Annotated in this window: 17 protein-coding genes; 4 read left to right on the top strand and 13 right to left on the bottom strand. The window is 65.5% G+C overall.

Annotation, left to right across the window (positions count from 1 at the left end):
• Window positions 1-106: 106 nt before the first annotated feature.
• From guaA to ATC04_RS06425, 6 genes are all read right to left on the bottom strand, one after another.
• Entirely contained in the window at window positions 107-1,693 is a 1,587-nt protein-coding gene (gene guaA / locus ATC04_RS06450) for a glutamine-hydrolyzing GMP synthase (protein ID WP_047119622.1), read from the bottom strand.
• A 228-nt stretch (window positions 1,694-1,921) separates the two neighbouring features.
• Complete coding sequence (locus tag ATC04_RS06445) at window positions 1,922-2,386, bottom strand: DUF3817 domain-containing protein (protein ID WP_113606534.1); 465 nt, start codon at window positions 2,384-2,386, stop codon at window positions 1,922-1,924.
• A gap of 52 nt (window positions 2,387-2,438) precedes the next feature.
• On the bottom strand, window positions 2,439-3,245 hold the full coding sequence (locus tag ATC04_RS06440) for an SURF1 family cytochrome oxidase biogenesis protein (RefSeq protein ID WP_047119624.1): 807 nt from the start codon (window positions 3,243-3,245) through the stop codon (window positions 2,439-2,441).
• 211 nt (window positions 3,246-3,456) lie between these two features.
• Window positions 3,457-4,608 (bottom strand): GuaB3 family IMP dehydrogenase-related protein, encoded by a 1,152-nt coding sequence (locus ATC04_RS06435; RefSeq protein WP_047119625.1) that lies wholly within the window; start codon window positions 4,606-4,608, stop codon window positions 3,457-3,459.
• Window positions 4,609-4,678: 70 nt separating this feature from the next.
• Window positions 4,679-6,025, bottom strand: a complete 1,347-nt coding sequence (locus ATC04_RS06430) for a DUF4872 domain-containing protein (RefSeq protein WP_047119626.1) — start codon at window positions 6,023-6,025, stop codon at window positions 4,679-4,681.
• Between the two features lie 160 nt (window positions 6,026-6,185).
• On the bottom strand, window positions 6,186-8,117 hold the full coding sequence (locus ATC04_RS06425; RefSeq protein WP_060617001.1) for an HNH endonuclease signature motif containing protein: 1,932 nt from the start codon (window positions 8,115-8,117) through the stop codon (window positions 6,186-6,188).
• Between the two features lie 207 nt (window positions 8,118-8,324).
• Here ATC04_RS06425 and ATC04_RS06420 point away from each other — a divergent pair, with 207 nt between their 5' ends.
• Window positions 8,325-8,795: a VanZ family protein gene (locus ATC04_RS06420; protein WP_047119629.1), complete on the top strand. Its 471-nt coding sequence runs from the start codon at window positions 8,325-8,327 to the stop codon at window positions 8,793-8,795.
• Window positions 8,796-8,862: 67 nt separating this feature from the next.
• Here ATC04_RS06420 and ATC04_RS06415 read toward each other — a convergent pair whose 3' ends face one another.
• The 3 genes from ATC04_RS06415 to ATC04_RS06405 all read right to left on the bottom strand — a co-directional run bounded on the left by ATC04_RS06415 (window position 8,863) and on the right by ATC04_RS06405 (window position 13,642).
• A complete protein-coding gene (locus ATC04_RS06415; RefSeq protein WP_052772429.1) occupies window positions 8,863-9,672 on the bottom strand; it encodes a class I SAM-dependent methyltransferase in 810 nt (269 codons plus the stop codon).
• Window positions 9,673-9,880: 208 nt separating this feature from the next.
• On the bottom strand, window positions 9,881-11,386 hold the full coding sequence (gene guaB / locus ATC04_RS06410; RefSeq protein WP_047119630.1) for an IMP dehydrogenase: 1,506 nt from the start codon (window positions 11,384-11,386) through the stop codon (window positions 9,881-9,883).
• 156 nt (window positions 11,387-11,542) lie between these two features.
• A complete protein-coding gene (locus tag ATC04_RS06405) occupies window positions 11,543-13,642 on the bottom strand; it encodes an acyltransferase family protein (RefSeq protein ID WP_152666864.1) in 2,100 nt (699 codons plus the stop codon).
• 517 nt (window positions 13,643-14,159) lie between these two features.
• Here ATC04_RS06405 and ATC04_RS18760 point away from each other — a divergent pair.
• Window positions 14,160-14,621: a hypothetical protein gene (locus ATC04_RS18760; RefSeq protein WP_082123940.1), complete on the top strand. Its 462-nt coding sequence runs from the start codon at window positions 14,160-14,162 to the stop codon at window positions 14,619-14,621.
• Between the two features lie 132 nt (window positions 14,622-14,753).
• Here ATC04_RS18760 and ATC04_RS06395 read toward each other — a convergent pair whose 3' ends face one another.
• The 4 genes from ATC04_RS06395 to ATC04_RS06380 form a co-directional block, all read right to left on the bottom strand.
• Window positions 14,754-15,809 carry a hypothetical protein gene (locus tag ATC04_RS06395; RefSeq protein WP_152666865.1) on the bottom strand — a complete coding sequence of 352 codons (1,056 nt, stop codon included), beginning with the start codon at window positions 15,807-15,809 and terminating at the stop codon, window positions 14,754-14,756.
• 127 nt (window positions 15,810-15,936) lie between these two features.
• Window positions 15,937-17,541, bottom strand: coding sequence for a chaperonin GroEL (groL, locus tag ATC04_RS06390; protein ID WP_047119634.1), 1,605 nt, complete (start codon window positions 17,539-17,541; stop codon window positions 15,937-15,939).
• Between the two features lie 100 nt (window positions 17,542-17,641).
• Complete coding sequence (gene groES, locus ATC04_RS06385; RefSeq protein WP_013349608.1) at window positions 17,642-17,938, bottom strand: co-chaperone GroES; 297 nt, start codon at window positions 17,936-17,938, stop codon at window positions 17,642-17,644.
• Between the two features lie 185 nt (window positions 17,939-18,123).
• Complete coding sequence (locus ATC04_RS06380; protein WP_231735919.1) at window positions 18,124-19,698, bottom strand: amino acid permease; 1,575 nt, start codon at window positions 19,696-19,698, stop codon at window positions 18,124-18,126.
• Between the two features lie 701 nt (window positions 19,699-20,399).
• Here ATC04_RS06380 and ATC04_RS06375 point away from each other — a divergent pair.
• Both ATC04_RS06375 and ATC04_RS06370 read left to right on the top strand, forming a co-directional pair.
• Entirely contained in the window at window positions 20,400-20,852 is a 453-nt protein-coding gene (locus tag ATC04_RS06375) for a hypothetical protein (RefSeq protein ID WP_146956036.1), read from the top strand.
• A 106-nt stretch (window positions 20,853-20,958) separates the two neighbouring features.
• Window positions 20,959-22,200: a class I SAM-dependent methyltransferase gene (locus tag ATC04_RS06370; RefSeq protein ID WP_047119637.1), complete on the top strand. Its 1,242-nt coding sequence runs from the start codon at window positions 20,959-20,961 to the stop codon at window positions 22,198-22,200.
• Window positions 22,201-22,207: the final 7 nt, after the last annotated feature.

The following is a 22,207-nucleotide window of genomic DNA, read 5'->3' as shown; positions in this document are numbered from 1 at the left end:
GGTGGGCCGGGGCGCATAACGCGCCGCGGCCCACCGCATGGATTCCGCTTCGGGTGTCCGGGCCGCGCCTGGCGGCGGGCCCGGGACCGGCACAGCTAGCTGCCGGTTACTCCCATTCGATGGTTCCCGGTGGCTTGCTGGTGACGTCCAGCACCACGCGGTTGACCCCGTCCACCTCGTTGGTGATGCGGTTCGAGATCTTGGAGAGCAGGGTGTACGGCAGGTGCGACCAGTCTGCGGTCATGGCGTCCTCGGAGGACACCGGGCGCAGCACGATCGGGTGGCCGTAGGTGCGGTGGTCGCCCTGGACTCCCACGGAGCGCACGTCGGCGAGCAGCACCACCGGCATCTGCCAGACTTCGTCGTCCAGGCCGGCTGCGGTCAGCTCGGCACGGGCGATGGCGTCGGCCTTGCGCAGGATCGAGAGGCGTTCCTCGTTCACGGCGCCGATGATGCGGATGCCCAGGCCCGGACCGGGGAACGGCTGGCGTCCCACGATTTCCTCGGGCAGGCCGAGCTCGCGGCCCACGGCGCGAACTTCGTCCTTGAACAGGGTGCGCAGCGGCTCGACGAGTTCGAACTGCAGGTCCTCCGGCAGGCCGCCCACGTTGTGGTGGCTCTTGATGTTGGAGGTGCCTTCGCCGCCGCCGGACTCGACGATGTCGGGGTACAGGGTGCCCTGGACCAGGAACTTCACCGGCTCGCCCTCGGAGGCTTCCTTGGCGATGATCGCCGCCTCGGCGGCCTCGAACGCGCGGATGAACTCGCGGCCGATGATCTTGCGCTTGGTCTCCGGGTCGGTGACGCCGTCCAGCGCGGTCAGGAAGCGCTCGCGCTCGTCGGCGATGTACAGCTTGGCGCCGGTGGAAGCGACGAAATCCTTCTCCACCTGCTCGGCTTCGCCTTCGCGCAGCAGGCCGTGGTTGACGAACACGCAGGTCAGCTGGTCGCCGATGGCGCGCTGCACCAGAGCGGCGGCCACGGCGGAGTCGACGCCGCCGGACAGGCCGCAGATGGCCTTGCCGGAGCCGACCTGGGCGCGGATGCGCTCGATCTGCTCGTCGGCGATGTTGTCAGCGGTCCAGTCGCCCTTCAGGCCGGCGCCGTTGTACAGGAAGTTCTCCAGGACGTCCTGGCCGAACTCGCAGTGCTTGACCTCCGGGTGCCACTGCACGCCGTAGAGGCGCTTGGCCTCGTTGGCGAAGGCTGCCACGGGGGCGCCTGCAGTGGTGGCCAGGACCTCGAAGCCCTCGGGGGCTTCCGAGACGGCGTCGCCGTGGCTCATCCATACGGTCGGGGCGTTTTCCGCGCCGGCCAGGATGGAGCGTGCCTCGCCGGCGAATTCGGTCGCGGTGCGGCCGTATTCGCGCAGGCCGGTTTCGGCAACGGTGCCGCCCAGGGCGCTGGCCATGGCCTGGAATCCGTAGCAGATGCCGAGCACCGGCACGCCGGCGTCGAACAGGTCGGCCCCGACGGAGGGGGCGCCATCGGCGTAGACGCTGGAGGGACCACCGGAGAGGATGATCGCTGCAGGGTTCTTGGCCAAGATGGCTTCGGTGGACAGGGTGTGCGGAACGATCTCCGAGTACACACGAGCCTCACGTACGCGGCGAGCAATCAGCTGCGCGTATTGGGCCCCGTAGTCGACGACCAGAACCGGCTTATGTTCTGGATTGAGGGGAGCAGTAGTCACTCCCCCAGTCTACTGGGTTCGCCGGTCGCGAAACAGCGCGGGCACTGTCATCAACGTCACCACCGGGTCACATTCGGGCCGGTTTCCGGGCGCGCTCGCTGCCCCCTGGCCGGTTCCGGGCGCGGAATACGGCGCCGCCGCCCGCCGGCCCGGGGTGGAAACGACGTCGGCGGGCCGCCTCCCTGCAAGGGGAAGCGGCCCGCCGGACGTTTGCGACAGCGTGTGCCGCTAGTAGCGCTTGGCTGCCTTCGGGTGGTTTTCCATCTCCGCCATGACTTCCTTGTGTACCTTGCGCTCGGTGATGAACGACAGGAACGGCACCACGCCGCCCAGGGCGATGGTGATGAAGCGGGAGAACGGCCAGCGCATCAGGGACCAGAGGCGGAAGTCCGCGAACAGGTACACCACGTAGAGCCAGCCGTGGGCGATCAGGATGCCCAGCGAGGCGTTGAAGCCGCCGGCGACTTCCGCTCGGTTGTGCATGCCGATGGTGTTGGCGGTGCCGTCAAGCAGCTGGCCGCCGATGAACAGCTCCAGCTGCCAGAAGTACTTGAAAACCATTTCCAGCACGAGCAGCAGCAGCATCACGCCGGTGACGTAGGCGAACACCCGGAAGAAGGCAGCCGCGGAGCGGATCTGCGCCGGGGTGCCGCCGAACTTGCGGGGGCGGGGTGCGGGGGTGGTGCTGGACATGGTCGGGCGGTCCTTCCGTGGGAGGTCAGTCATTCAGGTATGCGAAGGCGCGTCAGCTGCTCGCTGGGCCGTCGTCGTCGCGGGGGTCGTTCTGGTGGGCTTCGGCGGCGCGCTCGGCGATCTCTTCCATGCCGCGCTGGTAGTCGTCGCGCACCATGCGGTACCAGAGGAACAGCGCGAAGCCGGCGAACACCACCCATTCGATGCCGTAGAAGACGTTGAGCCAGTTGACCTGGGCTTCCTGCGGCTGCGGACCGACGTAGACGCGGGACAGGCCAGGCTGCTCGGCCGCGGCGCCTTCGGCGGTCTTGATCTCGTGGGCGGTCACGAAGCCTTCGTACAAGGTGGTGTCCCAGAGGTTGGACAGCTGCGAGGAGGCCAGGGTCTCCAGCGCGGGGCTGCGCACGTCGTGGGCCAGCTCCGGGCCCTCGGAAGGCAGCAGGCGTCCGGTGATTTCCAGCTCGCCCTCGGGAGCGGGGCTGGGCGCCGAGGAATCGGGCTGCCAGCCGCGGACCACCGCGATGGCCGCATCCTTCGGCGCGCCGTCGACCTTGAACTCGGTGACGACCCAGGCGCCCTTGACTCCGTCGTGCAGGCGCGGGGCGACCAGCTCGTCGCTGCCCTCGACGAATTCGCCGCTGAAGGTGACGATCTGGTCCGCCACGGTGCCCAGCAGTTCAGTGCCGACCTGGTGGTGCTCGGTCAGCGGGACGGCGACCTCGGTCTTGTCGGCCTTGACCAGCGGCTCGGTTTCGGAGGATCCGAACTGCCAGCCGGACAGGGCGACGAAGCCGGTGGCCAGCGCCAGGGCGGCCAGCAGCGCGAGGAGCCATTGGGGTTTGAGGGCGGTTTTCAGCACCCTACCACCGTACTTCGATTGGCTGTAGAAGTAGAAATGCGCGGGGCGTGAGATTGGCCTTGGACACCTCCGCAGCCCGCGCGGGAACCTTCCGCGCCGCTAGTTCGTTGGGGTGCCGGCGTGCGGCCAAACGGCGGCGGCCCGCCGCCTGCCCGGTGAAGGCGCAGGTGGCGGGCCGCGGAAGCCTGCGGGCGCGAGGCGCCCGGAGTGCCTAAAAGCGGTCGGACTCGTACGGGGAGAGCACGACGTCCACGCGCTGGAATTCCTTGAGCGTGGAGTATCCGGTGGTGGCCATCGAGCGGCGCAGCGCGCCCACCAGGTTGGAGGTGCCGTTGGTTTCGCGGGATGGGCCGTAGAGCACGTTCTCCAGCGAGCCGACGGTGCCCACGCGGGCGCGGTCGCCACGGGGGCTGACCTCGTGGACTGCTTCCATGCCCCAGTGGTAGCCGGCGCCCGGCGCCTCATCGGCGCGGGCCAGTGCGGTGCCGAGCATGACAGCGTCGGCGCCCATGGCGATGGCCTTGACGATGTCGCCGGAGTTGCCCAGGCCGCCGTCGGCGATCACGTGCACGTAGCGTCCGCCGGATTCCTCGATGTAGTCGCGGCGGGCCGCGGCGACATCGGCGATGGCGGTGGCCATCGGGGCGTGGATGCCCAGAGTGCGGCGGGTAGTCGAGGACGCGCCTCCGCCGAAGCCGACGAGCACGCCGGCCGCGCCGGTGCGCATCAGGTGCATGGCCGGGGTGTAGCCCGCGGCGCCGCCCACGATGACCGGCACGTCGAGCTCGTAGATGAACTGCTTCAGGTTCAGCGGTTCGGTGGTCTTGGAGACATGCTCCGCGGACACGGTGGTGCCGCGGATGACGAAGATGTCCACGCCGGCAGCCACCACGGTGCGGTAGAACTCCTGGGTGCGCTGCGGGGTCAGCGAGCCGGCGACGACCACGCCGGATTCGCGGATTTCAGCCAGGCGGGAGGTGATCAGTTCGGCCTGGATCGGGGCCGAGTACAGTTCCTGCAGCTTGGCGGTGATCTTCGGGTCGTTGCGGGTGGCCGCTTCGTGGTTCAGGCCGGCGATGTCCTCAAGCACCTTGGCCGGATCCTCGTAGCGGGTCCATAGGCCCTCGAGGTTCAGTACGCCCAGGCCGCCCAGCTTGCCCAGCGCGATGGCGGTGGCCGGGGAGGTCACCGAGTCCATGGGTGCGCCGATGAACGGGGTCTCGAACTGGAAGGCATCGATCTGCCAGGAGACCGACACGTCCTTCGGGTCACGGGTGCGGCGATTCGGTACGATCGCTACGTCGTCCAGGGAATATGCCTTAGTGGCCCGCTTGCCGCGGCCGATCTCAATCTCATTACTCACGACCCTAGGTTATCAAGAGTGCGGCCGATTCCCGCCTTTGACCACCGCCAGATTGCGCCGGACTGCGCGTCTAGTGCGCCACACCCGCCACCGTGCGCAGCGTGGCCGCGGTGTCGGCCAGGGCCTGCGCGGCCTCCTGCTCGGCATCGGCAATCTGGTCCATGACCTGTGCCATCTTGTCGAACAGCGGCTGGCGCTGGTCGATGTCCGCCGGCTCTTCGAGCAGCTGGGCGAAGTCGATCCAGAAGGCCGCCAGCTGGGCGTAGGCAGCGGAGTGCTCCCCCAGTTCGGACAGGCCCGGAAGGTCCGCGGCTTCGTCAAGGAAGTCCGCATACAGCCCGCGCAGGCCGCCGATTCCGCCGAAACGGGTGTCGGACAGGAAGCCTGCCAGCTGCGAGAGCCCAATTTCCAGCTGTTCGGCGTCGGCAAACATCTGGTTCCAGCCGGTTTTGCCTTCGGTGTCGCGCAGGCGGGCCGCGAAGTTGCGCATGCCTGCGATGCCGAAGTTCTTGGCGAAGTGCACCGGGATGCCGCGCAGCTCGCTGGTGCCCAGCAGCCGGGCCGTGGTCTCCTGGACCGCGTCCAGCACATTGGAGGCCAGGGCCTCGGGCTTGGGCGAGCGGCGCGAGGTGACCCAGGCCTGCCAGAACTTCTCGCGCTTCCGGCGGGCGCGGGCAGCGGTCAGGTCCTCGGGGCTGATGGGGTTCAGCGAGCCGGAACCGTCGTCCACCAGCAGGTCGTCGTCGAGTTCTCCAACCACTGCCAGATCGATGGTGTCCGACTCGTCGACTTCGCCCTCCTCGATCCACGGCAGGGCGTTGACCGCGACGCGGACCACGACGGCGCGTCCGGCGTCCAGCCCGGTGTCGAGGTATTCGGCGGCGCGCACGGCCGAACCGGTGGTGCGCTCGTTGATCTTGGCGCCGCAGCGGGTCAACAGGTTCTGGGTATATGGCTCAGGATGGGCGCGGGTCACCAGGGTGACGCTGACGGCGTCCTCGTCCTGGAAGCTGTGCTGCATGAAGCCGACGCCGCCGGCCAGGCCCGCGAGCATGGCCTCGGAGTACGGCTGCCCGGTGACGGGGTTGGTCACGCCGGCCTGGGTGAGCACGCGATGCCAGAGCGCCGCGTCGTACTGCACCACGTTCTCCGGGGCCGGGTATTCGGGCAGTTCGTCCAAGTTGGCCGGTGCCTTGGCTGGCTGTTCCGGGCGCTTTGGTTTGGCGGACTTGGCCTTGCCGGAGCCCTGCTTTCCGGATTTGCCCTGTGAGGCGTAGTTGCGCGCTTCGGCGGCGCGGGCGGCCCGGGGGCTTTCGGGCTTGTTGGTGAGGATGTTCTTGCGGGCGGTCGTATAGCTCTCGCCGGTGCGCTCCATGCGCTCGCGGGCAAGTTTCTTCAGGTTCGCTGGCTGAGCCACGTGAATCGGTTTCCTTCCGTCCTGCGGCGCCGTGGCGGGAGGGACCCCGCACGCGCACCTCGCGCCGCCATCGAATAATTCTACGTGTCAGATCGGGTTTGGCGACCGGTCGGGGCACGTGGGATTGGCAACTGCGCGCGGAAAGAAAACCGAATGCTCGTCAATCCGGTAGCGGGATGCTGGTCGGGACGCCCGGTGGACTGTAATTCCTGCGCAACCGCTGCGCCGGATCCCTGTCCTTGGGCAGCAGCACCCACGGCAAGCCCTTCACCCACACGATCTTGATCACCTCATGGTCGAACTCGATGTGGTGGTTCTTGCACCCCGGAGCGATCTTGTCCAAGTTCGTTTCCCCGCCCAAGGCGTACGGGTCGGTGTGGTGGAACTCCAGCTGCTCCACCGTCGCGGTGCACCCGGGCACCAGGCAGTACCGGTCCCTGGCCAGCACCGCACGCTGCAGCACCTCGGGCACGAAGCGTTTGGTCCGCCCGAAGTCCAGCAGCACCCCGTCCGTGTTGAACACCGCCGGGATCAGATCCGCCTGGCACAGCAGCTGCCGCAACGCCGCCGGCGGCAGATCCACCCCGTGCGCGGTCTGCGCCGTGGAGGACGCCAAGTGTTGCAAGTCGTTCAGCTGCAGGTGGGCGATGACCACCGGCCGCAACCGCTTGCGCTTGCGCTGCGGCGGGGATCTGTCGGGGTCCCCGGCGGAGCGCTCGTCTCCGTCCTCGGCCCAGGCGGCCTTGCCGGCGCTGTCCTCGTCGGCGTTCGCGGGGTCGGAATCGAAGAGGGATCCCTGGCCCGGGCCGCCGTCCCCGAAGGCGGTTCCGGGCGGGTCGTCGCCGGTGGCGTCCAGCAGGATCTCCAGCAACGCGTTCAACGCGCGTTCGGGCGGGGTCGCTTCGGGGATGAACAACTCGTCATCGTCCCAGCGCAGCTGCTCGGATCCTTCGGGCAGCAGGTCCTGGATGGACCAGCCGCCTTCCCCGTCGGGGCCGGCCCCGGTAGCTCCGGCCCCGGTGGTTTCGCTCTCGGTGGCGGCATCCGCCTGCGGCTGCGGGTCCTGCCCCGTGGGTTGGTTCGGATTGTCGGCAGGGTCCTTGAAAAACGACGCCCCCGCCACCGGCCCGCCTGAGCCTGACCCCCGGTTCGGGTTCGCCGAGGCCGGGTTCCTCCGCGCGGCCTGCCCGGCCTGCGTGCTGGCCTTGTTCGCCGCCGCGATCAACGCATCCACCCACGCCCCCTCCGCCGTGGAAGTCCGCACCAAAAACTCGCGGAAGTGCGGGCTGCGGATCGGCAGCGGGAACACGCCACGGCGCAGCGAGGCCGGCGGGATTGGCCCGGACCGGTTGATGGCCTCCAGGATCAGGCAGGCGATCTTCTTCACCGCCGCGAACGGGATGAACTCCTCGGCCAGGACGTGGGCGGCGTGTTCCTCCACGGTGCGCCCATCGGCATGCAACAGGGTCGGGCTGGTGGCGGTGCCTTCGAAGGTGCGGTCTTCGGGTTCGACCTTGGCCAGTTTCCGGCTGGCCTGCCGCACCACCGTCGGATCCACCCCGGACTCGAAGAGCAGGGCGGCCAGGTGCTCGAAGCGTGGGGCAACCCGGGCGCCGGTGAAGTCCTTGCGCCCCACCAAGTCCATGGAATCCAGGATGAGGCGGTGGGTGTGCCAGTAGGGGGTGCGGGTCCAGGAGGCCAGCAGTTCTTCGGGGTTGCGGTAGCAGGCGCGTCCGCAGGCGCGCACCGGGGTGCTGGTGGTGTCGGCGGGGTGCTCGCGCAAGTGCTCCAGTTCGGTGTGGGCCAGGGTGTGGGCGGCGGTGGCGGCAGTGCGTTCGGCGGCGACCAAATCCATGCGGGTCGCTTCGAAGCCGAGCTGCTGGGCGGTGGTCGCCAGTTCCAGGGCCAGGCGGGGATCGGTGGTATCGGAGAGGGTTTCGCGCAGGGCGGCGAAGGTGTCCAGCAGGCTGGTGGCCAGGTCCCGCAGCTGGGTGCCCGATAGTTCGGGCAGGGCGGCACCGGGCGCGGGACGTACCTGGGCCAGTACGTGGTGCAGGCTGGTGAGGCCTTGGGCCAGTGCGGTGGTGTTCATGGCTCCAGTGAACGCCCGGGCGCACTGGCTGGTGGTGGGTGGGGTGCGGATTGTGGAGAAGTGCCGGAAAAGAATTCTTTGGGCCCGGGGAAGGTCGGACGTCGCCGTCGCTCCTTAGTCGCCGCGAAACACCGGCAGTCACTGGCGATACACGCGTGCCGGTCATGCAGGTCTTGCGGTCTCGAACCAGACTAAAATTGCGGACAGATGCGTTTGCGCAACTTCTTGGGGGTAGTTGGAGTGAAGAACCGTTCGGCCCGGTGGGCCTTGGTCGCGGCGGTGGCTTACGCCATCGCGCTGGTGCTGGTGGCATTCTGGCCGACACCCGTGGATGCCGAAGCGGGGCCGTGGCTGTTCGCGTTCATCGAGCAGCTGCACCGGATCGGCGTGCCGCAGTGGTTCGGCTACGGCGAGATCGAATTCGGCGCGAATATCCTGTACTTCATGCCGTTGGGCCTGCTGGCCTCGTGGTGGCTGCGCTGGCCGTGGCTGGCGGTGCTCTGCGGACTCGGGGTCTCCGTGATGATCGAAACCGGGCAGCTGCTCCTGCTCCCTGACCGGGTGCCCTCGGCCAGGGATTTGGTGGCCAATACCCTCGGCACCGGGCTGGGGGCGCTGGTCTTCATGCTGTGCCGCGGCTGGCTGCGCCGTCGCGCGAGGCAGGGTGCCGCACGCTGATCCCCGGGCGCATCCGTCCCGGGCAAGCAGTGCCGCTCCCCCGCGACGGGCGGCCGCACTGAGCGCGCTATTCCGGCTTGCGCGAGATGAGCAGCGTCGGGGTGACCTGCCGGTCGCGGACCGCTTCGATGGAATGCTGCCGTCGCAGCACCACGTCCTCGCCCAGGATCAGCGCTCCGGAGAGCGGGGCGCCGCCCTGCTGCAGCATCAGCGCTGCCCGGGCGAGCACCTCGTCGCGGTGCTCCATGCTGCGCTGCACATCGAACCCTGCGCCTTCCAGGTAGCCGCGGTAGGCGGTTTCCGATTCCACGTGGGAGCATTCCCTGGTGATGGACCATGGCATCGGGAAGGTCAGCTCGTTGGTGCCCATCAGGTCGTAGACGCCGAAAACGCCGCCGGGGCGCAGCAGCCGGAAGACCTCGGCGAACACCGGGGCCTTGTCGGCGATGTTCATGCCCACGTGCAGCATCAGCGCGGCATCGAAGGAGCCCTCGGGCAGCCCGGTGTCCTGGCCAGGCCGGTTGAGCATGGTGACGGCGCCGTCGAGCCCGCAGGCGCGGTTCAATTCGGTGGCCAGGTCGACGAACTCCGCGGTGACGTCCACCCCGGTGACGGTCGCGCCGCGGCCGGCGAAGTAGCGAGCCGGCCCGCCCATGCCGCTGCCGACATCCAGCAGGCGCGCGCCGTCGTCGAGCGCCAGGGTGTCGGCGATCCAGGCGGTGGTGTGCTTCCCGCCCAGGTGGAGGTGGTCGGCTTCGTTGGTGTCCTCGGCCCGCAGCCGGGCCGGGTCGTGTCCGGCGGCGCGCAGCGCGGCGAACATGGCCTCGCGCACGTTTCCGGAGGCGTAGTGGACGATGGTTTCCTCGGTGTCGCTCATGGCGCACCCTCCACTTTCTGCGGGCCGGGGTCGGGGTTTCGGGGCGAAACCGGCAGTAGGCCAGGGCGTCGTGCATCCCATGATAAGTCCGTGCGCGGCATGTGGACCCGTGCGTTGGCCGCGAATCCGTCGGCGGCGCGCGGGCACGGGAAAACCCCGCCCCTGCGCGCCGGATGGGCGGGCTGGGACGGGGTTTGGCCTGGGGTTTCTAGCGTGAACGGTAGTTCGGGGCCTCGACGGTCATCATGATGTCGTGCGGGTGCGATTCCTTCAGGCCGGCGGCGGTGATGCGGACGAACTTGCCGCGCGCCTTCAGCTCCTCGATGGTCGGGCCGCCCACGTAGAACATGGTCTGGCGCAGGCCGCCGACCAGCTGGTGCACCACGGCGGACAGCGGGCCGCGGTACGGAACCTGGCCTTCGATGCCTTCCGGGATCAGCTTCTCGTTGGACGGCACGTCCGACTGGAAGTAGCGGTCCTTGGAGTAGGAAGTGTTCTTGCCGCGGGTTTCCATGGCGCCCAGCGAGCCCATGCCGCGGTAGGCCTTGAACTGCTTGCCACCCATGAAGACCAGGTCGCCCGGGGACTCTGCGGTGCCTGCCAGCAGGGAACCGAGCATGACCGAGTCGGCGCCGGCCACCAGCGCCTTGCCGATGTCGCCCGAGTGCTGCAGGCCGCCGTCGGCGATCAGCGGCACGCCGGCCGGGATGGCGGCCTTGGCAGCTTCGTAGATGGCGGTGACCTGCGGGACGCCCACGCCGGCGACGATGCGGGTGGTGCAGATGGAGCCCGGGCCCACGCCGACCTTGATGGCGTCGGCGCCGGCGTCGATCAGCGCCTTGGCGCCCTCGAAGGTGGCAGCCTGGCCGCCGATGACGTCGACGTGCGCCGCGGCGGGGTCCTTCTTCAGGCGGGCGATCATTTCCAGCACGCCCTTGGAGTGGCCGTTGGCGGTGTCCACGACCAGCGCGTCGACGCCGGCGTCGATCAGGGTCATGGCGCGCTCGTAGCCTTCGCCGAAGAAGCCCACGGCGGCGGCCACGCGCAGGCGGCCGTCCTCGTCCTTGGTGGCCAGCGGGTACTGCTCGGCCTTGTCGAAGTCCTTGACGGTGATCAGGCCGGTCAGCTTGCCTTCGTCGTCGACCAGCGGGAGCTTCTCGATGCGGTTCTTGGAGAGCAGCTCGATGACGGTCTCGCGGGAGACGCCGTCCTTGGCGGTGATCAGCGGCATGCCGGTCATCACCTCGTAGACCTTGGTGGTCAGGTACTGCTCGCGCGGCACGAAACGGGTGTCGCGGTTGGTGATGATGCCCAGCAGCTTGTTGTTCTCGTCAACCACCGGCAGGCCGGAGACGCGGTACTGCGCGCACAGGTCATCCCAGTCGGCCAGGGTGGCGCCCGGGTGCACGGTGACCGGGTCGGTGATCATGCCCGACTCGGAGCGCTTGACCTGGTCGACCTGCTTGGCCTGGTCCGCGATGGAAAGGTTGCGGTGGATCACGCCGATGCCGCCCTGGCGGGCCAACGCGATTGCCATCGGAGCCTCGGTGACGGTGTCCATGGCGGCCGAGCTGATCGGCACCTGGATGTTGATGCGCTTGGTGAAGCGGGTGGTGGTGTCGGCGTTGGACGGGATCACATCCGTTGGGCCAGGCAGCAGCAGCACGTCGTCGTAGGTGAGTCCTTCAAAGGCAAAGGGGTTGAACTCAGTCACGTATGAACCTTTCGGGGCGAAAGCGGAGGTTGCTTATATGTTAGAACCCTTTTGCCCTTTGCGTGATTCCCGCTCGCGCCACTGTGTCCAAGCTCATGCCGCGGTGGCGTCATAAGCGCAGATCAGCACCGAAGTGTGTCGGATGCCGGGCCGCGACTAGTTTTTGAATCCGGTGGCCGCGCGGAAGGCGGTGGCGAACTCGTCCGCGGCGCTGTCCACGAACATCTTGGACAGGTGCGAATTGTCCAGATAGGTCAGCACGTTGCCGATGACCGCCTTGCACACGCCCTGAGGGCAGAGCACCGGGGTCAGGTCCAGGGAGATCACCGTGTTGCCGTAGTCGGCGGAGTCCAGCCACTTCTCCACCGGGTTGGTCTCGTTCAGCAGCTCGGAGGCCAGCCCATCGCAGCGCGAGGGGTCCGACTTGGCCGAGTCCACGCATTCGGGGATGAGGTATTCGTAGCGCGGGGTGTCGCGCACCGCGACCACCTTGCTGCCCGCGGCGAGGAACGGGAAGATCGCCTGGTCGAACCCGTCCACCAGGGCTTCCTGCTCCCCCGGCGTGCGCAGGTCCTCGTCGTAGCCCTGCACGGTCATGCTGGCGTTGGCCATAACCCAGGTGGGGGCCAGCGCTGTGACGTATTCCTGGGCCGCGTCCTGGAAGGAAGCGCACTCGGGTTCGGAGCGCGCCGTCTCGGAGCCGTAGCGGCAGCCCGGGTGGTGCAGCAGGATCCAGCTGCCGCCGGAGCCCTCCATCATCCGTGCTCCGGCCTCGGACCAGTGCTGCATGTGCGAATCACCCAGCATCACCAGCACCGGCTCCCCCGCGCCGAAGTTGCCGCCCTGCCGGCAGAAGGTGATGCGCGGGTCCTCGGGATCCTGCGCCCCGGAGCACTCCTGCCCCGGGTTCTGCCATTCGCCGTCCAGGTCGGTGGCCAGCGGCAGGGTCAGCGCCGCCGGCGACGGATCCCAGTCCTCGCTGGCGGTGGCCCCGGGCGTCTCCTCAGGGGCCTGCGCGGCGGCCACGGTGCGGCGGTACTCGACGTTGCCTTCCCAGGCGAGCACCGGGACGCTGACGATGCCCACCCCGATCACCGCAACCAGCACGCCGGAGGCCAGCTGGGCTTGGCGTCCTGCGAGCAGGCCGCCGAAGTCCGCGGCCACCTGCCGCGCGGACAGCGGCTTCTCCACCCAGCGTGTGGTGCACCAGGACATGGCGATGGACGCGATGATCAGCAGCGCTCCGGGAAGGATGCCCGCGCGGCTCGAGCCGCTGAGCGTCAGGTAGAACACCAGCAGCGGCCAGTGCCACAGGTACATGCCGTAGGACAGGTCCCCCAGCTTGCGCAGCGGAGGCAGCGACAGCAGCCCCGAGGGGTTGGACCAACTTCGGGCGGAAGGGGCCATGATGACCAGCGCCGCACCCAAGGTCGGGACCAGCGCGATGTAGCCGGGGAATTGGCCCTGCACGTCCAGCAGTGCGCCGCAGGAGATGATCGTGGACAGGCCCGTCCAGCCGCCAATCCGGCGCAGCTTCTCCGGCAGCGCGGAAAGCCACGGCAGGGCGAGCGCCAGCAGGGATCCCAGCGCGAATTCCCACAGCCGGGCGCCGGTATGGAAGTAGGCAACCTGCTGGTTGGCGGCGGTCAGGTGGATCGAGAAGGCCAGGGATCCGGCGAAGATGAGCCCGAAGGCGGTGCCGGCGACCCAGGCGAAGTTTCGCCTCGAGAAGAACAGCTTCCAGACAAGAGCGCAGGCCGCGAGGATCAGCGGCCAGAGGATGAAGACCTGCCCTTGGACGGACAGCGACCAGAAGTGCTGCAGCGGCGAGGAGGCCGCGGTGTTGAAGGCGTAGTAGTCGACCTGGTTCTCCGCCAGGTACCAGTTCTGCTTGTAGAACAGCGAGGCGAAAGACTGGTCGATCAGCTGCGGCCAGCGGTTGCTGGGCAGCAGCACCCATGAACCGATCACCACCGCGAGCACCACTACGGCGGCCTGCGGCACGAGCCGGGAGAAGCGGTGGGCCCATTGGTTCAGCACCCGGGGCCATTCGCCGCGGCTGATCCGTTTGGAGACCGAGGCGGTGAGGAAGAAGGCGGAGAGCATCAGGAAGATGTCCACTCCCCCGGAAACCCGGGAGAACCAGATGTGGTAGACCATCACGAGCAGCACCGCCAGGGCGCGCAGTCCCTGCAGGTCGGTCCTGAATCCGGGTTTGGATTCAGCTTTCCCGGCGGGGGTGATCGTCAACGACACGAAGTGGTGCTTTCCTCGGGGACAGGGCGGGTCCGGTTCTGCGGCCTCAGCCCTTTCCGAACATCATTCGATCCTAGCAATCAGGAATTTGTATTCCATTTGAACTGATTCCTCAAGCTTGCGTTGCACGACAAATTGGTAGTCCCTTCACTAGCTCCTTTCATCCGACTACAGCGACCGAGACGCGGGCCGCAGAGACGAAATGCCTAGGATGGCGCAGGCTGCCGCCGGGTTAGATCCATCTGGTAACACCCGATTAATTCATCGTTGGGGCTTGGCATCGCAGGGTTGCGCCTGGCTTAGTCGGCTGGCGAAAACCGTGGCTGGTTCGTCTAGAACGTGTTCCGTTAGGACGTGTGAAGGAACCTGATTCTCCGCTGTCTTCGAAGCTCGGCACCATGAACTTGTTGGACAACGTTGAAGACAGCCAACTGGTCAATCAGTACCTTCGGCACCATTTTTGCTATGGCAAGATTTATTTTGACGATGGGTACGCTTCCGTACAGAAGGGTGTTCAATGCCGTCTCTCACCAAGCTTGTAGCAAGACTCAAGATGCTTCATGTCCCGGATTCCCGGGACAAATCGAAGGTCTATGTCGTCTACGCTAAGCAACGCAGCCCGTTTGCGTCTCTGGAGTACATAGAACCAATCATTGCGGTCATGGCCAACGAGCGTAACTGCTATGCACTTCAAGAGATGTATCCGGACGCTGAAGTCAGTTGGGAAGCGCGAAGGGTACAGGATGCTGGCGATAGCGCCATGACAGAAGCCGAGATCCTGTATCTTACCCATACCACTTTGTTGCCGTATGACATGGATGCCAACGGAAATCCCATCTACGGAGTCATGGAGTCGCCGATTCCCGAAGCTCTTTATTGCAGTCGGGAAACAGCAGAGCGAGAAGCGCCGGATCGCTACTTGCACGTAGTCCGTGTCGGGCAAGTAAACCTTCTCGGTGTCGGCGAAATTTTGGAATAGGTTTCCGCAAGTGTACGTCGCTGCTTGGAGCTGCAGGACGAGAAGAGGGAGCACCCTTGCCAAGCGGGGAACCTGCCATTTTGCTTGGTTGTAGACGTTGGTTCGGCTCTCACACGGGCATGAACTTTTCGCTCAGAGTGGGTGAGTCTGGTCATCCTCATCCAATTGAACCGGCTCGAATGCGGAGAATGGACTCCTGCTGGCAAGAACCCTGAAGGCAAGGCCCATTAGAAGAGCGCCGGGGAAAAAGACAAACAGCATATTACCCAGTCGAGCTCCCGACGAGTTGTCGGGACCCTGCGCGAAATCAACAGGGATGGCAATGTCCTTGTATCTGGGATCGATGACTACGAGCAGCTCATCACCCAGTTCCATGGATTTCTGCCCTACCGTGTTCCAGCTCAGTGCCATCCGCCGGTCGCCCACGTCAACCTTGGCCGGCTCTCCGGAGCGCCCGGTGATCTCGTGGGCTGCCAGCGTCGCGGTGATGTGCGGTTGCGTGCTGACGGCGTCTTGCGCGGCGCGCGCGTCCTGCGCAGCGCTCACGATGAACGCCGCCGCTGAGGCAACGGACACCACCAGGCACACCAGGATCAGCGTGTAGCGGGCCTTGCGCCGCGCATGCTGCAAAGCCAATACCAGGCGTTCGAAACGGCCCGGGGCCGGTTTGACGCCCAGTTGGCGTAGCACGTGGGCAGGTCGGTCTGGTTTGAGCATGAACTTGTAGCCGATAGCCCACGTGCCTCCGGCCAGCATGAGCACGAAGAAAGCTCCGAGCATCCAGTCGGTTTCCGCGTCTTCTTCCAATTGCATTGGTGAGCTGTATAGGTGGTAGTAATACGGGTCAGCTGCCGGCATCCGCGGATCGGCAACGAGCTGGACCTCGGACCCCGGCTTGTACAGCTGATCCGTGCAGCTGGTTTGCGCGGTGTGTTCGCCGCCGTTGAGTTTCACCTGCACTGAGCAGTCGTCCACGTCCTGGGACAGTACCGTTGCACTCACCGTTGTTGAGTGCTTCATGAGGCCCGCGAGGTACAGGTTGTCCTGGTGGAAGGCTGCCGCGATTCCGGCGGCCAGCAACGCCATGCCGAACACCATTGCGGCGACAATCCACTTGCGGGCCGCGCGTGTGGTGTTGAACCGCCGCAGCCGGGGTGGGCCGGGCTCTTCATTGCGGTGGTGCCGCATATGGCGGGCGCTCCCATCGCTTAGTCGGGGTATGTGGTCGAAGTATGTGTTCCATTAATGCACGAATGCCGCCGCGGATCCGAGTCGAGACTCGGTTCCGCGGCGGCATCAGCTGCCAGGCAGAAGCCTAGTGGCTGTGTGCTGCTTCCTCTTCCTCGGCTGGCTTGTCAGCCACGAGGGTTTCGGTGGTCAGCACCAGGGCTGCGATCGAAGCTGCGTTGCGCAGCGCCGAGCGGGTGACCTTGACCGGGTCGATGACGCCTGCGGAAAGCAGGTTCTCGTAGACGCCGGTCTTGGCGTTGAAGCCCTCGTTGGCACCGGATTCGGCGACCTTGGAGGCCACCACGGAGCCGTCGAAGCCGGCGTTGGTGGCGATCCAGAACAGCGGCTGCACCAGTGCGCGGCGGACGATGGCCACGCCTGCTGCCACGTCGCCTTCGGCGGCGGTGGCGCGGGCATCCTCATCCAGTGCGGACAGGGCGTCGACCAGGGCGGTACCGCCGCCGGCCACGATGCCCTCCTCCAGCGCTGCACGGGTGGAGGACACGGCGTCCTCGATGCGGTGCTTGCGTTCCTTCAGTTCCACCTCGGTCGACGCGCCGACCTTGATGACGCCGATGCCGCCGGCCAGCTTGGCCAGGCGCTCGGAGAGCTTCTCGCGGTCCCATTCCGAATCGGTGCGGGACAGTTCGGCCTTCAGCTGGGCCACGCGGTCCTGGACGTCTTCCTCGGTTCCGGCACCGTCAACGATGGTGGTCGAATCCTTGGTGATGGTCACGCGGCGGGCCGAGCCGAGCACCTCGGTGCCGACCTGGTCCAACGACAGACCCAGCTCAGGGGTAACCACCTGGGCACCGGTGAGGATCGCCAGATCCTGCATCATGGCCTTGCGGCGGTCGCCGAAGCCCGGAGCCTTGACGGCTACCACGTTCAGCAGGCCGCGCAGCTTGTTGACCACCAGGGTGGACAGGGCTTCGCCCTCGACGTCCTCTGCGATGATCAGCAGCGGCTTCTTGGCTTCCAGGACCTTTTCCAGCAGCGGCAGGAATTCCGCCACGGTGGAGATCTTGCCCGGGTTGATCAGCACCAGTGCGTCTTCCAGGACAGCTTCCTGGCGCTCTGCATCGGTGATGAACTGCGGGGACAGGTAGCCCTTGTCGAACTGCATGCCCTCGGTGAGGACCAGCTCGGTGGCGGTGGTGGAGGATTCCTCGATCGTGATGACACCGTCGGTGCCCACGGTCTTGAAGGCCTCGGCCAGCAGGTCGCCGATTTCATCCGACTGCGCGGAGATGGCCGCCACGTTGGCGACCTTGTCCTCCACGGCCACGGCGTTGGCGGCCAGGCGCTCGGAGACGATCTCGGTGGCCAGCTCGATGCCCTTGCGGACATCGCCAGGCGCGGCCCCGGCGGCCACGTTCTTCAGGCCTTCCTTGACCAGTGCCTGGGCCAGGACGGTGGCGGTGGTGGTGCCATCGCCTGCAACGTCGTTGGTCTTGGTGGCGACTTCCTTGGCCAGCTGTGCGCCGAGGTTCTCGTATGGATCTTCCAGATCGATGTCACGGGCAATGGTGACACCGTCGTTGGTGATGGTCGGGGCGCCCCAGGTTTTGGCGAGCACCACGTTGCGGCCGCGTGGGCCGAGGGTGACCTTCACGGTGTTTGCGAGCTTGTCGATGCCCGCTTCGAGGGCACGGCGTGCTTCCTCGTTGAATGCTAGCTGCTTAGCCATGCATTGACTCCTGAAAGTTCGGCTGCATCCGCGTAGCTTCTCCCCCACGTCCGGCGAGCGCCGTGACGGTGGATGGCTAGTGGATGCCGCGAGGTTGGCGTTACTTTACGACGACTGCCAGAACGTCGCGAGCCGAGAGCACCAGGTACTCCTCGTTGCCGACCTTGACCTCGGTTCCGCCGTACTTCGAGTACAGGACTACGTCGCCTTCGGCTACGTCCAGCGGAATGCGGTTGCCGTTGTCGTCGATGCGGCCTGGGCCTACTGCGACAACGGTGCCTTCCTGCGGCTTTTCCTTGGCGGAGTCCGGAATAACCAGGCCCGAAGCGGTGGTGGTCACGGCTTCGACCTGCTTGATGACAATGCGGTCTTCGAGCGGCTTGATGGAGACAGACATGGTCTCTCCTTTTCATGTATGAACCAATGGTGTAGGGGTGCGCCCTACTGGCATTGGACCAACCGTCGTCGCGGTGCCAGTTGGTGGTATCCAGTCAGGCGGTGTGACATGCCAACGGCATGCCACCCACACATGACTTTAGGACGATTATTAGCACTCGGTCAAGGCGAGTGCTAACGAACGCACTAGTTCCCCGCCACGGTTCGCGCAGAGCGCACCTTGGCCGATTCCTCGATGTCTTCCGGAGCGGACAGATCCATCTTCATCAATGGGACGACCCTTGATTTGGTCACGAGCCTGTGGATCAGCCAGAGCCCCAGGAAGAGCGGCAGGCCGATGTAGGCGGAGAGCACTTCCAGGCCGCGTCCGGCGAGCACCGCCTCGTAGTTCTGTCCCGCAATGACGGCAATGAGCATCACGAAAGCGAGCAACGGTCCCAACGGGAAGAACGGGGCACGGTAGGGCAGGTCCGACACGTCGTATCCCTGCGCCAGATAGCCACGGCGGAAGCGGTAGTGGGACACCGCGATGCCCACCCAGACGATGAAGCCGCACAGGCCCGAGACGTTGAGCAGCCAGGCATACGCCGCGCCCTGTCCGATCAGCGCGGTGAGGAATCCGAAGAGTCCCACACCAGCGGTGGCGAACAATGCGGCCATGGGCACACCACGGGAGTTGGTGCGGCCGAAGATCTTCGGAGCCTTGCCGTCGTGGGCCATGGCGTAGAGCATGCGGGTCGAGGCGTAGAGTCCGGAGTTTCCGGCGGAGAGGATTGCGGTGAGGATGACGGCGTTCATCGCGGCTGCCGCGAAGGCGATGCCGGCACGCTCGAAGACCATGGTGAATGGCGAGGACGCCACGTCAGCTTCGCCGCTTGAGAGCAGGCTCGGGTCGGTGAACGGGATCAGGCAGCCGATGATGAAGATGGCGCCGATATAGAAGAGCATGATGCGCCAGAACACGCTGCGGATGGCTTTCGGGATTTCACGGCGGGGATCCTTGGCTTCGCCGGCCGCGACACCGACCAGCTCAGTGCCCTGGAAGGAGAACCCGGCGATCATGAACACGGCCATGATGGAAATCCATCCCCCATGGAAGACGTCTTGGCCTTCCCGCCAATTGGCGAGCGGGTCGGCATGGTCGCCCAGGATGCCGAAGATCATCAGGACGCCGGCCACCAGGAATGCGATGACGGTGACGACCTTGATCAGCGCGAGCCAGAACTCGCCTTCACCGAAGGCCTTGGCGGACAGGGCGTTCAGCGCGGTCAGCACGAAGAGGAACCCTCCGGCCCAGACCCAGCCGGGGACGTCAGGCAGCCAGAAACTCATGACGATTCCCGCTGCCACCAACTCGGCCGCTACGGTGATGGCCCAGTTGAACCAGTAGTTCCAGCCGATGGCGAACCCGAAGGACGGCGAGACGAAACGGGTGGCATAGGTCTGGAAGGAACCTGCCACCGGGATCTTTGCGGTCATCTCCCCCAGCGACTGCATGAGCAGGTACACCATGAGTCCCACGGCGGCATAGGCGACGAGCGCCCCTCCCGGTCCGGCCTGGGCGATGGTGCCGCCGGAGGCCACGAACAGCCCGGTGCCGATGGAGCCGCCAATGGCGATCATCTGCAGATGCCGACTGCTGAGTTGTCGCTTGAGCTTGTGATCCGTTGCGTTGCCTGCTGTTTCCGGAGCGGGGACGGTGCTTCGTTGCGCCGTCGGCTGCCGTGTCGTTGTCTGCCTTAGTTTCATCACAGGTGACATACAACACCACGAGGCACCTCTCGTGCGACGTGGATCACTCGACAATTTCCCTGCCGCGAAACTCGCAACCTTGATCCTCAGAAAATGAAAACTCCGAGAAGGCTCCCGCAGCTCGCGCACCGTAAACCACATCATTGCCCAATCCGAAGATTGCCGTTGAAGCGACGTTAAGGATTAGCCTTTGAAACTCATTCAATGCTAGTGAATCAGAAAAACTTATTCTAGACTTGGGTACTTTCTCGGCTGATTGTCCCTTCTGCGCAACGTCCGGGAGCCTGACACCCGCTTGATACCCCAGTTTAGGGAGATCCAGAAAAATATCTGCAGGGCTGAATATGACGTAAATGTGACGTGAATTCGATATGCGGAAAGCCTCGATCGGGACCAAGCCCTTAGTTCATGCGTTCAGATGTCGATCCGCCCGGGCTTCGCAGGAATGGCTTTGTACGAAAACCTGCTGTCGCCCGACCGTGGGCGATCCTCGGCAAATTCGCCGCCACTCCCCCAATCAGCGGAACAAATACAGTGCTCTCGGCCGGTGGCCACGTAAACTCCACTGCAACAGCCATGGTCAGTGATTGACCTGCGGATCATTCGTCTAGGTGGAGGAACGCGGAATGTCGATTCACCGGCGAACGTTGGCAGGGCTCATGGCGGGAGGATGCCTGATTCTGACTGCATGCGCACCCGCGGGAGCCCATTTGTCGACCCAAACCGATGCATCGTCGATGGCTTGCACCCCTTCGGACGGGCAAGGGCAAATCGCCATCGCTCAGGTGCACATCCATGCGGACGGTTCCCGCCCTGTTCTCATACGTGAGGTGACTCCCAAGAAATCCGACAACGTCCAAATAGAGAGTTTCGGCGTCATTCCGGACGGCGAGGAAGGATTCCGCGGCGTCTCGCTGCCTTCAGATCCCGATGCGCAGATTTCGACCAATCATGAAGCGGCAGCTGGCGAACATGCAACAGTTCAGCTCGTTGTGGCGCTCGTGAGCCCCCTCAAATCAGGGGTAGTTGAATCAGTGGAGCTGGAGTACGACGATCTTGGGCGGACGGGGAGCGAGACGGTCACAGCAGGGCTCCGAGCGCAGGTATTTCCGGCAGGTGAAGCCGTGCCGGATGACAGCATGTGCACGATGTCAGGCGAGTAGTCCCTGCTCCCTAACGGGCAAATCGTCCCCGCTACGCCCAGCAACTCGCACTGCCTGGCCCAAGCACGCAACCATGAAGACAACAAATCCCAGATACTCTTAAAGCATGGCGCAGGCTTCAAATGACTCAACACTGAACGAACAATTTGCCGCACTCCTGTCAGCTGACGGCTGGAGTCTTCTCTCGACTATCGACCCGTCCATGGTGGCCACCAAAGACGCGGCCTGGACGCTGAATGAGAAACTGCGCAAGGACGGGCATGACGCGCAGGTGATCCGGGCGGTGATTGCCCAGGCGGAACTTCGCTACCGGGCGCGAGTGAAATTCGGCCCCTTCGCCGATTCCTTGGTCTTCACTCCGGCTGGACTGGAACAGGCTACACGGCTGACCATCGCTGGACTTCACGCGCGCCGCTTCACTTCGGCAGGCTGCACCCACGTAGCCGACCTCGGTTGCGGAATCGGCACCGATTCAATTGCCTTGGCAAGCGCAGGCCTGCAAGTCACCGCGGTGGAAAAAGATGAAACGACCGCGGCTGCCACCACGCTTAACCTGATGCCATTCGAGAACGCCAAGGTTGTCCACGGCAGCGCCGAGGAAACCGACCTCACCGGAATCGACGGCGTCTGGCTGGACCCGGCCCGCCGCACCGATCAGGCAGGGAACACTCGTCGACTCTTCGACCCCGAAGCTTTCTCCCCTCCCCTGTCCTTTGTCGAGAAGCTCGTCGACGAAGGCAAGGACGTCGGGGTCAAGCTCGGCCCGGGCCTGCCTCATGACGCCATTCCGGATACCGCCGAAGCAGTTTGGATCTCCGACCACGGCTCCGTCATCGAAGCGTGCCTTTGGTTCGGCCGGCTCAGACGCGAAGGCATTGCCCGAGCCGCACTGGTGATCGACAAAGACGGCGCGCACGAACTGACCAATCCGGTAACAGCGCAGGCTGACGTTCCAGCACCAGTGGGTGAGCTCCAGGAGCACGTCTATGAACCCGATGGCGCCGTGATTCGCTCGCACCTGATTTCCACGTTGCTGGAGTCCACCGGCGGGCACCTGCTAGACGAGCACATCGCCTACTTCACCCATGCGCAGCAGATCTCCACTCCATTCGCGCGCGGATACAAAGTCGTGGCAGTCCACGACTACAACGTGAAGAAGCTGCGCAGCTGGGTCAAGACCAATGGCATCGGCACCCTGGATATCAAAAAACGCGGGGTGGACGTGACTCCTGAAGAGCTGCGACGGATTCTGCTTGCCGGATCGCCCAAGAGCGCCAAGAACAAAGCGACGCTGATGCTGGCACGTATTGGCGACAAGCGCGTAGCGTTCGAGGTTCAGCCCCACTGAGCACGTG

Source organism: Arthrobacter sp. YC-RL1, assembly GCF_001454985.1.
Classification (GTDB): domain Bacteria; phylum Actinomycetota; class Actinomycetes; order Actinomycetales; family Micrococcaceae; genus Glutamicibacter; species Glutamicibacter soli.
Note: the sequence above shows the minus strand (reverse complement) of the source record. Positions and strands in the feature narration are given on the sequence as shown.